The sequence below is a fragment of the Bradyrhizobium zhanjiangense genome, assembly GCF_004114935.1.
Lineage (GTDB): Bacteria > Pseudomonadota > Alphaproteobacteria > Rhizobiales > Xanthobacteraceae > Bradyrhizobium > Bradyrhizobium zhanjiangense.
This window is the reverse complement of sequence record NZ_CP022221.1, coordinates 357,079-370,228: the sequence shown is the minus strand read 5'-3', so window position 1 is coordinate 370,228 and position 13,150 is coordinate 357,079. Positions and strand designations below refer to the sequence as shown.

At 65.8% G+C, this 13,150-nt stretch carries 13 protein-coding genes; 5 read left to right on the top strand and 8 right to left on the bottom strand.

Annotation, left to right across the window (positions count from 1 at the left end):
• Positions 1-100: 100 nt before the first annotated feature.
• Genes gshB through rsmI form a run of 3 tightly spaced genes read right to left on the bottom strand, consistent with a single transcriptional unit; the run spans position 101 to position 2,406 of the window.
• Complete coding sequence (gene gshB, locus XH85_RS01785) at positions 101-1,045, bottom strand: glutathione synthase (protein ID WP_128930486.1); 945 nt, start codon at positions 1,043-1,045, stop codon at positions 101-103.
• A 10-nt stretch (positions 1,046-1,055) separates the two neighbouring features.
• Complete coding sequence (locus XH85_RS01780) at positions 1,056-1,457, bottom strand: YraN family protein (RefSeq protein WP_128930485.1); 402 nt, start codon at positions 1,455-1,457, stop codon at positions 1,056-1,058.
• Positions 1,444-2,406: a 16S rRNA (cytidine(1402)-2'-O)-methyltransferase gene (gene rsmI, locus XH85_RS01775; protein ID WP_128930484.1), complete on the bottom strand. Its 963-nt coding sequence runs from the start codon at positions 2,404-2,406 to the stop codon at positions 1,444-1,446. The genes XH85_RS01780 and rsmI overlap by 14 nt, the downstream gene beginning before the upstream one ends.
• 324 nt (positions 2,407-2,730) lie before the next feature.
• Here rsmI and XH85_RS01770 point away from each other — a divergent pair, with 324 nt between their 5' ends.
• On the top strand, positions 2,731-3,969 hold the full coding sequence (locus tag XH85_RS01770) for a penicillin-binding protein activator (protein WP_206734803.1): 1,239 nt from the start codon (positions 2,731-2,733) through the stop codon (positions 3,967-3,969).
• Positions 3,970-4,119: 150 nt separating this feature from the next.
• On the opposite strand, the gene hemW is transcribed toward XH85_RS01770, so the two are convergent.
• The 3 genes from hemW to rph are packed head-to-tail and all read right to left on the bottom strand — an operon-like array spanning position 4,120 to position 6,620.
• Complete coding sequence (hemW, locus tag XH85_RS01765; RefSeq protein WP_128930483.1) at positions 4,120-5,274, bottom strand: radical SAM family heme chaperone HemW; 1,155 nt, start codon at positions 5,272-5,274, stop codon at positions 4,120-4,122.
• Complete coding sequence (rdgB, locus tag XH85_RS01760; RefSeq protein WP_128930482.1) at positions 5,261-5,896, bottom strand: RdgB/HAM1 family non-canonical purine NTP pyrophosphatase; 636 nt, start codon at positions 5,894-5,896, stop codon at positions 5,261-5,263. The genes hemW and rdgB overlap by 14 nt, the downstream gene beginning before the upstream one ends.
• A gap of 10 nt (positions 5,897-5,906) precedes the next feature.
• Positions 5,907-6,620 (bottom strand): ribonuclease PH, encoded by a 714-nt coding sequence (gene rph / locus XH85_RS01755; RefSeq protein ID WP_091882509.1) that lies wholly within the window; start codon positions 6,618-6,620, stop codon positions 5,907-5,909.
• A gap of 167 nt (positions 6,621-6,787) precedes the next feature.
• Between rph and hrcA the strand changes: the two genes are divergently transcribed.
• Both hrcA and grpE read left to right on the top strand, forming a co-directional pair.
• Positions 6,788-7,876: a heat-inducible transcriptional repressor HrcA gene (gene hrcA / locus XH85_RS01750; RefSeq protein WP_128930481.1), complete on the top strand. Its 1,089-nt coding sequence runs from the start codon at positions 6,788-6,790 to the stop codon at positions 7,874-7,876.
• Positions 7,877-7,971: 95 nt separating this feature from the next.
• Positions 7,972-8,589, top strand: coding sequence for a nucleotide exchange factor GrpE (gene grpE, locus XH85_RS01745; RefSeq protein WP_128930480.1), 618 nt, complete (start codon positions 7,972-7,974; stop codon positions 8,587-8,589).
• 68 nt (positions 8,590-8,657) lie between these two features.
• Here the strand turns inward: grpE and pncA are convergent, their stop codons facing one another.
• Both pncA and XH85_RS01735 read right to left on the bottom strand, forming a co-directional pair.
• Positions 8,658-9,380: a bifunctional nicotinamidase/pyrazinamidase gene (gene pncA, locus XH85_RS01740; protein WP_128930479.1), complete on the bottom strand. Its 723-nt coding sequence runs from the start codon at positions 9,378-9,380 to the stop codon at positions 8,658-8,660.
• A gap of 273 nt (positions 9,381-9,653) precedes the next feature.
• Complete coding sequence (locus XH85_RS01735; RefSeq protein WP_164939315.1) at positions 9,654-10,595, bottom strand: hypothetical protein; 942 nt, start codon at positions 10,593-10,595, stop codon at positions 9,654-9,656.
• Positions 10,596-10,989: 394 nt separating this feature from the next.
• On the opposite strand from XH85_RS01735, the gene dnaK reads away from it, so the two are divergent.
• Both dnaK and XH85_RS01725 read left to right on the top strand, forming a co-directional pair.
• The gene (dnaK, locus tag XH85_RS01730; RefSeq protein WP_122400223.1) at positions 10,990-12,891 is read left to right on the top strand and encodes a molecular chaperone DnaK; all 1,902 of its coding nucleotides are present in this window, start codon (positions 10,990-10,992) and stop codon (positions 12,889-12,891) included.
• A gap of 77 nt (positions 12,892-12,968) precedes the next feature.
• Positions 12,969-13,124, top strand: a complete 156-nt coding sequence (locus tag XH85_RS01725; RefSeq protein ID WP_245473353.1) for a hypothetical protein — start codon at positions 12,969-12,971, stop codon at positions 13,122-13,124.
• Positions 13,125-13,150: the final 26 nt, after the last annotated feature.

Genomic DNA, 13,150 nt, shown 5'->3' with positions numbered 1-13,150 from the left:
CCGGGATGCAGCCGGGCCGTCGTCCTTCGAGGCTCGTCCTGCTATGCAGGACAAGCGCCTCAGGATGACGGTGATAAATTGACGCCTGCGTAGCCCGACGCTACTTCGCCCGCTTCTGCTCGATCGCGTCCCAGATCTTCGCCGCCACATCTGGGCCGCCGAGCCGCGTAATGGCGCGGATGCCGGTCGGCGAGGTGACGTTGATCTCGGTGAGGTTGCCGTTGATGACGTCGAGGCCGACGAACAGGAGGCCGCGCTCGCGCAGCGCCGGTCCGACGGTGGCGCAGATCTCGCGCTCGCGCACCGTGAGCTCGGTCTCCTGCGCCGCGCCGCCGCGCACCATGTTGGAGCGGAGGTCGTCCGCGGCCGGCACGCGGTTTACCGCGCCGGCGAACTCGCCGTTGACGAGGATGATCCGCTTGTCGCCGTGCTTCACCTCGGGGATGAATTGCTGGATCACCCAGGGCTCTTTGAACGTCACCGAGAACATGTCGAATAGCGAGCCGAAATTCATGTCCTGCGGCATCACGCGGAAAACCGCGGCGCCGCCATGGCCGTGCAGCGGCTTCATGACAACGGCTCCATGTTTGTCGCGAAAGGCGTTGATCTCGTCGAGGTCGCGCGAGATCAGGGTCGGCGGCATCAGCTGCGGAAAGTTCATGACGAACAGCTTTTCCGGCGCATTCCGCACCGAGGCGGGATCGTTGACGACCAGCGTCTTCGGATGGATGCGCTCCAGGAAATGCGTCGAGGTGATGTAGGCGAGGTCGAACGGCGGGTCCTGGCGGAGCAGCACCACGTCAAAGCCGTTGAGCGCCTCGCGCCTGGGCTCCCCGAGGGTGAAATGGTCGCCGGGCTCGTCGCGCACCGTGAGGAGCTGAACCGGAGCGACCAGCTCGTCGCCGACCATCGAGAGCTTGTCCGGCGTGTAATAGGACAGGCCGTGGCCGCGCTTCTGCGCCTCCAGGAGCAGTGCAAAGGTGGAATCGCCCTTGATGTTGATACGGGCGATGGGGTCCATCTGGACGGCGACGTTCAGTTTCATGGTCTGCCTTTCAGGTCGAGGCGTCGAATGCCGCCAACACATGGCGCGGAAGTGATCGCGGCGCAATCAGCATGGCGTCGAATCGCAATTCGAATTCGGCATGCTCGGGATGCGCCACGAGCCAGCCTTGTGCGGCATCGATGATGCGCTGCTGCTGGCGCGGCGTCACCGCGAAGGCGGCGTCATCCAGCGTCGCCCGCGCCTTGACCTCGACGAAGGCGATCAGATTGCGGCGGCGCGCCACGATGTCGATCTCGCCATGCGGGGTGCGATAACGCTTGGCGAGGATGCGATAGCCCTTGGCCATGAGAAAGGCGGCGGCGCGGCTCTCGGCGGAGATGCCGGTGCGGAACGCGGCGACGCGCTCGGGCGAGGCGACTTTCGGTTCCGCCGGGACCTCAGTCTTCGCCATCGCCGCCCCGCAAGTCCTTGTGCACGTCTTTGGCGAGCTCGAGCGCGCGGGCGTAGACCTCGCGTCGTGGCCGGCCCGAAAGTGCGACCGCATGCGCCACGGCATCCCTGACGCTGTGCGCGGCCAGCTGCTCGCGCAAGAGATCGTCGAGCGCATCCGATGCCAGCACGTCGGCGGTTGCTGCAGGCGGACCGATCACCAGAACGAATTCACCGCGCGTCTCCGGCGCGTCGGCTTGCCGCGCGAACTCGGCGAGGGGCGCACGCCTGACCTCCTCGTGCAACTTCGTCAGCTCGCGGCAAACCGCGGCCTCTCGTTCACCCATGATCTCGGCGAGATCGGTCAATGTGGCCTGCATGCGATTGCCCGATTCGAACATCACCAGCGTCGCGTCGATGCGCGCAAGCTCGGCCAGGCGTGCGCGGCGCGCGGCCGATTTCGCCGGCAAAAAGCCTTCGAAGAAGAAGCGGTCGGTCGGCAGCGCGGCGACGGACAGCGCCGCCAGCACCGACGACGGGCCGGGCAGCGCATAGACCGCATGGCCGGCAGCGCAGACCTCGCGCACCAGCTTGAAGCCGGGATCGGAGATCAGCGGCGTGCCGGCGTCAGAGACCAGCGCGACCGAGCCGCCTGCCGCAAGCGCCTCCAGGATCTTTGGGCGCGCGGCTTCCGCGTTGTGCTCGTGATAGGGCTTGAGTTGTGCAGCGATGGCGTAGCGCTCGGTCAGGCGCCGGGTGATGCGGGTGTCCTCGCAGGCGATGACGTCGACGCCGGCGAGCGTCTGAAGCGCCCGCAGGGTGATGTCGCCGAGATTGCCGATGGGCGTCGCCACCAGATGAAGGCCGGGCGCCGCCTTCGGCGCCGTAAGCCGATGGGCGTCGATGGAGAAGCCGCGCGAGGCGGCATCTTGAGCTTCAGGCGTATTTATCGGGGCCGGCTTTGCGCGCATAATGAAGTCAACTTAGGCACGATCCGCAGGGCTGGGAACCGGCTCTTCGAAAAAGATCGTGCCGAGGTGAGGGCGGACGGGAATGTGATCGATCCGGGATCGCGTTGCGAGGGAGTAAGGGTCCTCGCGCCATATTCGCGACCGAAACGCCGCCTTGATGCTGCGTGAGTGCGTGAGCAGTTGGCCAGGACGGAAGGCGGCCGGGTTAAGTGGCTATTATCCTTTTGTTTTGGTTAACTATTCGTCGACAATATGCCTGAATCCCCGGCTTGTGTCGTGGAAGGAGTGACCGGCTGCCGACGGCCGGTCGGAAGAGAAGTTGCCATGGTGGGCCCGCGTCATCCCAGATCTTCCTCTTCGGAGGAGTCTTCCGCTCCCGGGCCCCGATCGTCGGCGGCGACCCGGCGGAGTGCGCTCGGCCTCCTGCTCGGCGCGCCCTTGCTGTCGGCCTGCGCCGGCGTGCAGCAGAGTCTCAGTCAGTTCTCCAGCTCGGCGCCCCCGGCTCAGCCGGCTGGCCCGCCGCAACAGGCCGCGACCGCGGGCACCGGCGGGGTGAAGGTCGCCGTGATCCTGCCGCTCTCGGCCGCCGGCAATGCGGGCCTCGCGGCACAATCCATGCGCAACGCCGCCGAGATGGCGCTGGCCGAGTTCCAAAACCCGAACATCCAGCTCCTGATCAAGGACGACAATGGCAGCCCGCAAGGCGCGCAAGCAGGTGCGCAGCAGGCGGTCGATGAGGGCGCCGAGATCATCCTGGGACCGCTGTTCGCGCAGTCGGTGCCTGCGGTGGCGCAGGTCGCGCGCACGCGTGGCATTTCGGTGATCGCGTTCTCGACCGATTCCAGCATCGCCGGACGCGGCGTCTATCTGCTGAGCTTCCTGCCGGAGTCCGACGTCAACCGCATCGTCGAATATTCCGCCAGCATCGGAAAACGCTCCGTCGCCGTGCTCGTGCCCGACAATGCCTATGGCAATGTCGTCGAAGCCGCCGTGAAGGCGGCGGTGCCGCGGCGTGGCGGGCGCATCGTCGCCTTCGAGAAATACGGCGCCGATCGCGCCACGCCGGCGCGGACTGTGGCGCAGCAGCTCGGCGGCGCGGACGCGCTGTTCATTGCTGATGACGGCGATGCCGTCGTCTCGGTGGCGGATGCGATGACTGCGGCGGGTGCGAATTTGCGCAACATCCAACTACTCGGCACCGGCCTGTGGGACAATCCGCGCGTCTATGCCAGCGCTGCGTTGCAAGGCGGTCTCTATGCCGCGCCGGACCCGGCCGGTTTTCGCGCGTTCTCCGGCCGTTATCGCACCAAATACGGCGCCGACCCGATACGCACCGCGACGCTCGCCTATGATGCGGTCGCCCTCGTCGCCGCGCTCGCGCGCACGCAAGGCACGACGCGCTTCTCGCCTGATGTGCTCACCAACCCCTCGGGCTTTGCCGGCATCGACGGTCTGTTTCGCTTCCGCGCCGACGGCACCAACGAGCGCGGGCTTGCGGTCATGAAGGTGACGCAGGGTGGCGGCGTTGCGGTCGCGGGCTCGCCGAAGAGTTTTGGGGCTTGATGGTTCACCTCTCCCGCTTGCGGGAGAGGTCGGCGCGTAGCGCCGGGTGAGGGTTCTTTCTTCTTGGGGATTCTCCCGTTGCGGAAACACCCTCTCCCCAACCCTCTCCCGCAAGCGGGCGAGGGAGCGCACCAATGACTTGGCTGAGGCTTACGCCGCCAAATCCGCGACCACAGCATCCAGCACCGGAAAACCGCTGCTGGTCACGCGCAGCCGGCCCGTCGCGTCGACCGTGATCGCGCCTTCCTCGCGGAGCAGCGCGATGCGACCGGGGTCGAGCGGGCGGCCGGAGAGGGCTCTGTAGCGCTCGGGGTCGATGCCCTCGGCGAGGCGCAGCCCCATCAGCAAGAATTCGTCGGCGCGTTCCTCGCTGTTGAGGAGCTCGTCGGTGACGACGCCGTCGCCGTTGGTCTCGACCCGCACCAACCAGGCCTCGGGGCGCTTCTCGGTGGCGGTGGCATGGCGCACGCCGTCGATGTCGAGGCGGCCGTGGGCGCCGGGGCCGATGCCGGCATATTCCTCGCCGCGCCAATAGACCAGATTGTGCCGGCACTCGGCGCCGCGCCGCGCGTGGTTGGAGATCTCGTAGGCGGGCAGGCCGAGCTTGTCGCAGGTTTCCTGCGTGACGTCGTAAAGCGCACGCGCGACGGCTTCGTCCGGTGTCTTAAGCTTGCCCGCCTGGTGCAGGCCGAAGAACGGCGTGCCTTCCTCGATCGTCAATTGGTAGAGCGACAGATGCTCGGCCGCTTCATCGATCGCGAGACGCAACTCCTCGGCCCACATCGCCGGGGTCTGGTCAGGACGGGCGTAGATCAGGTCGAACGAATAACGGTCGAACGAGCGGCGCGCGATGGCGACGGCATCGAGGGCCTCGCGCGCACTGTGCATGCGGCCGAGCGCCTTCAACGAGGCATCGTCGAGCGCCTGCACGCCGAGCGAGACGCGGTTGACGCCGGCGGCGCGATAGCCGGCGAAGCGTGTGGCCTCGACGCTGGTCGGGTTTGCCTCCAGCGTCACCTCGACATCGTCAGCAACATGCCAGTGCTTGCCGATCGCATCGAGCACTGCGCCGACGGTTGCGGGCTGCATCAATGACGGCGTGCCGCCGCCGAGAAAGATCGAGGTGACCTCCCGGCCGGGCGCGCGTTCGGCGGTCGCTGCGATCTCGCGGGCGAAGGCCGAGGCGAAGCGCGCTTCGTCGATTGGTGCGTGGCGGACATGGCTGTTGAAGTCGCAATAGGGGCATTTCGACAGGCAGAACGGCCAGTGCACGTAGACGCCGAAGGCTTCCTTAGCGCGGCTCAAGGCAGATCTCCGCCAGTTTCACGAAGGCGCGGGCGCGGTGCGACAGGCCGAGGCCGAGCGGCGGCAGGCCGTGCTTCTCGATACTGTCCATCTCGCCGAAGGTGCGGCTGTGGCCGTCGGGCAAAAACATCGGGTCGTAGCCGAAGCCGGCGGTACCGCGCGGCGGCCAGACCAGCGTGCCGTCGACGCGCGCCTCGACCTGTTCGAGATGATCGTCGGGCCAGGCGACGCAGAGCGCGGAGACGAAATGTGCGGTGCGCTTCGCCGGAATCGTCGCGCCGCGCTCCTGGAGCAGGCGCTCGATCTGTGCCATCGCCACTGCGAAGTCTTTGTTTGGCCCGGCCCAGCGCGCGGAGAAAATGCCGGGCGCGCCGTCGAGCGCGTCGACCACGATGCCGGAATCATCGGCGAAGGACGGGAGCTTGCTTGCCCGCGCCGCCGCGATCGCCTTGATCGCGGCATTGCTGCGGAAATCATTGCCGGTCTCTTCGGGCTCGCTCAGGCCGAGATCTCCGGCCGACACCGCCTCGATGCCGTACGGGGCAAGCAGCTCCCGCATCTCGGCGAGCTTGCCGGGATTGTGGGTGGCGATGACGAGCTTGTCCGTGATTCGGCGGTGCATGGCCTATTGACTACGCTACCGCCAGTTTCTGCAAGTCTACCAGACGCGCGACGCCCTTGCGCGCCAGCGCCATCAACGCCAGGAACTCGGTTTCGGTGAACGGCTCGCGTTCCGCGGTGCCCTGCACCTCGATGAGGCGGCCGTCGCCGGTCATGACGAAATTGGCGTCGGTCTCGGCTTCCGAATCCTCGGCGTAGTCGAGATCGAGCACCGGCGTGCCGTTGTAGATGCCGCAGGAGATCGCGGCGACGTTGTCGCGCAGCACGTTGGTCTTGATCATGTTGCGCGCCTTCATCCAGTTGATGCAATCGGCAAGCGCGACCCAGGCGCCGGTGATCGAGGCCGTGCGGGTGCCGCCGTCGGCCTGGAGCACGTCGCAATCGACCGTGATCTGGCGCTCACCGAGCGCTTCCAGATCGACGATGGTGCGAAGCGAGCGGCCGATCAGGCGCTGGATCTCGACGGTGCGGCCGCTCTGCTTGCCGGCGGAGGCCTCGCGGCGGGTGCGTTCGGAGGTTGCGCGCGGCAGCATGCCGTATTCGGCGGTGACCCAGCCGCGGCCCTGGCCCTTCAGCCACGGCGGCAGGCGGTCTTCCAGCGTGGCGGTGACCAGCACATGGGTGTCGCCGAATTTCACCAGGCACGAGCCTTCCGCATATTTGACCACGCCGCGCTCCAGCGTCACGGGGCGCAATTCGTCGGGCGCACGGCGGCTTGGCCGCATGGGAAATCCTCCAAAACTCACGGGAAAGGCTGTTCGCGGTGCTTGTAGGAGGGGCGAGGGTAGGCGGCAAGGTTTTTTCACCCCCTGATTTCGAGCCTGTAAACGCCACGCTTGTCAGAAGCGCCCGGGATGGACAAATTATGAGTATCTGAGAGGAGTTACCGTCTGTGGCCCATCACGATCCGATCCATCTGATCGCGCCGCGCGCAGGCCTCGCCCAGCTCAACGAGCGTTCCCGCGACATCTTTCGTCAAATTGTCGAAAGCTATCTCGCGACCGGCGAGCCGATGGGCTCGCGCAATATCTCGCGCCTGATCGCGATGCCGCTGTCGCCGGCCTCCGTGCGGAATGTCATGGCCGATCTGGAACAGCTCGGCCTGATCTATGCGCCCCATACCTCCGCCGGCCGGCTGCCGACGGAACTCGGTCTGCGCTTCTTCGTCGATGCCTTGATGCAGGTCGGCGACCTCAACGAGGCCGAACGGCGATCCATTCAGAGCCAGCTCTCTTCCGTCGGCGAGGCGCAATCGGTCGAGGCGGCGCTGGACCAGGCCCTGATGCGGCTGTCGGGCCTGACCCGTGCCGCCGCAGTCGTGCTGACGCCGAAATCCAATGCGCGGCTCAAGCACATCGAATTCGTCCGCCTGGAACCGGAGAAGGCGCTGGTGATCCTGGTCGGCGAGGATGGCCAGGTCGAAAACCGTGTGCTGACGCTGCCGCCCGGAGTTCCCTCCTCGGCGCTGACCGAAGCCGGCAATTTCCTCAATGCGCGGATCCGCGGCCGCACGCTGGCCGAGGCGCGGCTCGAGCTCGAGACCGCGCTCGGGGAGGCCCGCGCCGAGCTCGATCAGCTGACGCAAAAGGTGATCTCGGCTGGCATCGCAAGCTGGTCCGGCGGGGAGAACGAGGACCGCCAGCTCATCGTCCGCGGTCACGCCAATCTTCTGGAGGATCTGCACGCGCTGGAGGATCTGGAGCGGGTGCGCCTGTTGTTCGACGATCTCGAGACCAAGCGCGGCGTCATCGACCTGCTCGGCCGGGCCGAGACCGCCGAAGGCGTGCGAATTTTCATCGGGAGCGAGAACAAGCTGTTCTCGCTGTCGGGTTCCTCCACCATCATCTCGCCCTATCGGGATGCCGCCGGCCATATCGTCGGCGTTCTCGGCGTGATCGGCCCGACGCGGCTGAATTATGCCCGCGTGATCCCGACGGTGGACTACGCCGCCCGCATCGTCAGTCGCCTTTTGGGGGGCTGACCGGCGTTTCCTCCGATCACAGGCGCTTGATTTTCGTAAGCTTAGGCACGATATCCGGGCCAACAATCCCCTGAGACGAGTTCGAGAATAGGCCGATGACCGATCAAGACCGGCAACCCGAAGACACGACCGCGCCGACCGGCGAGCCCGTGGTGTCGAAGCCTTACATCATGCCCGACGATCCCGAGCCTGGTTCGGTCGAGACGCTGCAGAAGGAAGCCGCCGAGGCGCGCGACCGCATGCTGCGGACGCTGGCCGAGATGGAGAACTTGCGCAAGCGCACCACCAAGGAAGTCGCCGACGCCCGCCTCTACGGCATCACCGGCTTTGCCCGCGACGTGCTCGACATCGCCGACAACCTCCAGCGCGCGCTCGATGCCGTTCCGGCCGAGGCGCGTGCCGCGGCCGATCCCGGCCTGATCTCGTTGATCGAGGGCGTCGAGCTCACTGAGCGCTCGCTGCTCAACGCGCTGGAAAAGCATGGCGTGAAGAAGTTCGATCCGCAGGGCCAGAAGTTCGACCCGAATTTCCAGCAGGCGATGTTCGAGGTGCCCGATGCGTCGGTGCCGTCGGGCACCGTAGTGCAGGTCGTGCAGGCCGGCTACACCATCGGCGAACGCGTGCTGCGTCCCGCCCTGGTCGGTGTCGCCAAGGGCGGCGCGAAGGCTGCGGCCGCGGCCAACAACAATGAGTCGAGCGGCGCGACGAATTGAGTCTCACGGCTTCGCCGTCATTCCGGGTTCGACGCTTCGCATCGCCCCGGAATGACGGTGCGAAACTCTTACGCGCTCACCGCGATATCGGCAGACTGAATCCGCTTCACGCCGGCCTTGGCCATATCGGCCCAGGCCTTTGCCAGCGAGCCCTGCGTGTCGATGCCGCGGCAGGCGTCCTCCACCACATAGACGTCGAAGCCCGCCTTGCGCGCATCGAGCGCGGTCCAGGCGACGCAGAAATCGGTCGCGAGGCCAGCGACGAAGACGCGCTTGATCTTGCGGCCCTTCAGGTATCCGGCAAGGCCCGTCGAGGTCTTGCCGTCGGCTTCGAGGAAGGCCGAGTAGCTGTCGACGTCCCTGTGAAAACCCTTGCGGATGATGAGTTCGGCGTGCGGGATCGCAAGGTCCTTCGACAGCGCCGCACCGTCGGTGCCCTGCACGCAATGGTCCGGCCACAGCACCTGCTTGCCGTAGGGAAGATCGACGGTCTCGAACGGCTTCTTGCCGGAATGCACCGACGCGAACGAGATGTGGCCGGGCGTGTGCCAGTCCTGCGTCATCACCACGTTCGCAAACGCTTTCGCGATCTTGTTGATGACCGGCACCACCTGCTCGCCTTCCTTCACCGCGAGGCTGCCGCCGGGCAGGAAGCAGTTCTGCACGTCGATCACGAGCAGGGCGGAGGCCTCGTCCGGCTTGATTGACGCGGCCGCAAACAGCGCGGTTGGAGCGAGGCCCGCGAGCGCGGTAGTCGCAAGCGCCGCCAACATGTGTCGCCGATCCAGCATCGTTCGTCTCCCCTCCAGGATGATCCACGGGAAGAAAGCCTAGTTCCGTTCGCATACGAACAGAAGCCCGAAAATGCAGCCGATATTGGTGAGTGGTTGGGCTTGGTCGGCGGGTTCGCTTAACCTCTCCCGCTTGCGGGAGAGGTCGCTGCGCTCGCAGAGCGCGGCGGGTGAGGGCTCTGTCCACGTCGAGAGTGTCCCCTTGCGGAGACACCCTCTCCCCAACCCTCCCCCGCCAGCCGGGGAGGAAGCGCATCCAGTTTGTGGATGCGACTACCCCTTCGGCTGGATGCCGTCGCGCACGGCGCGGAAGCGGGTGAAGGCGGCTTGCCACTGGTCGCGCGGGGCGCTGGCGATGATGCGCAGCGAGGCGCCGCCGGTCGAGAAGCGGATCCACTGCACCACGGTCACCGGCGTCTTGTCCTTGCCGCTGACGCCGTCGATCCGGGTCTCGAAGCCCTGCTGGCCGTTGATGCGGATCGGCTCGGACATGGTGACGCGCGACTCGCGTACGCCGGGAATCTGCAGCGCCGCCTCCTGCGCAAAGCGGGCGCGGTCGTCGGCCTGCTGCGGGGTGGCACCGATCAGGCCGAGGATCATGAACGGCTTCGACTCATAGCCTGCGCTCTCGTTGCCGTCGGCCAGGATGATGCTCGCGCCCGGCGCCAGCGTGCGGATGTCCTTGAAGTCGGCGAGATCGGTGATCTTGAACGGCATCAGCGCGATCTGCTCTTCGGCCGAGACCTGCTTGCGGGTCACAGTGCTCGCAAACATCTGCCGCACCGCTTCATCGGTGTAGATCTTGGTCGCATTCTCCGGGATCTGCACCGCGACATAGCCGGAGAAGCCGGCGCCCGGCACGATCATCGAATAGCGCCTCACCGGAGTGTCGCCGGCCTTGCCGCTTTCGGTGGTGAAATAGGCAAGGCCCGCGGGGGTCTCGATCTTGTCCTGCTTGACGCCGTTCGCACCGGCCGGATTGGAATTGAAGGCGCTCACGACCTCGCCATAGGCCGCAGGCGGCAGCTCGGTGATCAGCACCTTGACGCTGCCGTCCTCGCTCTCGAAGCCCGGAAAGGTTTTTGCCGTGTTGAGGCCGACCAGCGGCACCATTCCGAGGCGCAGGCCAGGCGGGTAAACGGCGTCGGCAGCAAGGGCCGGAAGCGCCGAGGCGACGAGGAGGGCGAACGCGGCGAGGAGGCGGATCAGCTTCATGGGCACTCTGATTGGTTCACATTGAGGCCGTTCGATGGTCGGCCATTGGGCCGCTTTGTCGCGCGGAGCAGCTGCGCTGCGGTTGCCGGCCGGACCGCCTTTTAGCGGGTTTGGCCTTGCCGCAACAGGGTGGGGCGGACTGCGATAGCGGGGGCTTGCCGAGGCCTGAACCTGTTAATATTTCCTCACCCGCAAGGGCGGTTGAGCCCGGATATGATCTTCCAAAACCCGATGTTTTCGCGGCCGAAACTTGCGTTCGGTCCTTGCGGGCCCCTCTCCCCCTCCTATATGAGCCTCAATCATCGCAATATCGCGGATGTTTGATCTTAGGGGGTTTCGGTCGGGTGCCTTCTGGGCCCAGCCAACCTGCCGCAAAAGGAAGGATATCAGGACCATGGGAAAGGTCATTGGGATCGACCTCGGCACCACGAACTCGTGCGTCGCCGTAATGGATGGCAAGAACGCCAAAGTCATCGAGAATTCCGAGGGCATGCGCACGACGCCTTCGATCGTCGCCGTCACGGATGACGGCGAGCGCCTCGTCGGCCAGCCGGCCAAGCGCCAGGCCGTCACCAATCCCGAGCGCACCTTCTTCGCAGTGAAGCGCCTCATCGGCCGCCGCTACGACGACCCGATGGTCGAGAAGGACAAGAAGCTCGTTCCGTACAAGATCGTGAAGGCTTCCAACGGCGACGCCTGGGTCGAGGCCGACGGCCAGACCTACTCGCCCTCGCAGGTCTCGGCGTTCATCTTGCAGAAGATGAAGGAGACCGCGGAAGCTCATCTGGGCCAGAAGGTCGACCAGGCCGTCATCACCGTTCCCGCCTACTTCAACGACGCCCAGCGCCAGGCGACCAAGGACGCCGGCAAGATCGCGGGCCTCGAAGTGCTGCGCATCATCAACGAGCCGACCGCGGCCGCGCTTGCCTATGGCCTCGACAAGACCAAGGCCGGTACCATCGCGGTCTACGACCTCGGCGGCGGCACGTTCGATATCTCCATTCTCGAGATCGGTGACGGCGTGTTCGAGGTGAAGTCGACCAACGGCGACACCTTCCTCGGCGGCGAAGATTTCGACATGCGCCTGGTCGGCTATCTCGCCGACGAGTTCCAGAAGGAGCAGGGCATCAATCTGCGCAACGACAAGCTCGCCTTGCAGCGCCTGAAGGAAGCCGCTGAAAAGGCCAAGATCGAGCTGTCCTCGACGACGCAGACCGAGATCAACCTGCCCTTCATCACCGCGGACCAAACCGGCCCGAAGCATCTGACGATGAAGCTCACCCGCGCCAAGTTCGAGGCGCTGGTCGACGACCTCGTGCAGAAAACCATCGAGCCCTGCCGCAAGGCGCTGAAGGACGCCGGCGTCACCGCCGGTGAAATCGGCGAGGTGGTGCTGGTCGGCGGCATGACCCGCATGCCGAAGGTCCAGGAGGTTGTGAAGCAGCTGTTCGGCAAGGAGCCGCACAAGGGCGTCAACCCGGACGAAGTCGTGGCGATTGGTGCCGCGATCCAGGCCGGCGTGCTCCAGGGCGACGTCAAGGACGTGCTGCTGCTCGACGTGACCCCGCTGTCGCTGGGCATCGAGACGCTGGGCGGCGTGTTCACCCGCATCATCGACCGCAACACCACGATCCCGACCAAGAAGAGCCAGGTGTTCTCGACGGCTGAAGACAATCAGAATGCCGTCACCATCCGCGTCTTCCAGGGCGAGCGTGAAATGGCGGCCGACAACAAGATGCTCGGCCAGTTCGATCTGATGGGCATTCCGCCGGCTCCGCGCGGCATGCCGCAGATCGAGGTGACCTTCGACATCGACGCCAACGGCATCGTCAACGTCTCGGCCAAGGACAAGGCGACCGGCAAGGAGCAGCAGATCCGGATCCAGGCCTCGGGCGGCCTGTCGGAAGCCGACATCGAGAAGATGGTCAAGGACGCCGAGGCCAATGCGGCGGCCGACAAGAAGCGCCGCGAGGCGGTCGATGCCAAGAACCATGCGGACGCGCTGGTGCATTCCACCGAGAAGGCCCTCGCCGAGCACGGTTCGAAGGTCTCCGAGACCGAGCGCCGCGCCATCGAGGATGCCGTCAGCGACCTCAAGGAGGCGCTGAAGGGCGACGATGCCGAGGCGATCAAGGCCAAGACCAACACCCTGGCCCAGGCCTCGATGAAGCTCGGCGAAGCCATGTACAAGCAGCAGGCCGAGGCCGACGCCAAGAAGGACGCGGCCAAGGACGACGTCGTCGACGCGGAATTCACCGAGGTCGACGACGAGAAGAACAACAAGAAGTCCGCTTAAACCCCAAGAGGGTGACGATGCGGACGGCTTGGACCACAGACGCGCTAAAGGCCTCCTCCCTCGCGGGGGAGGCCAACGTGTCGGGACGGGCGGGCAAGACGCCTGTTACGATCAATCAATTCCCAGCCGTTATGCTCAATGTTGCTACGCTGCCCTCTGCCGCGACGCGCAAGGCCGCCTATATCAAGGCTGCCTATGTCGTCGCGCAGCGGCATCGTTTCGCCCCGACTTGATTCGCGATTGGATAGACCGAGTCCAA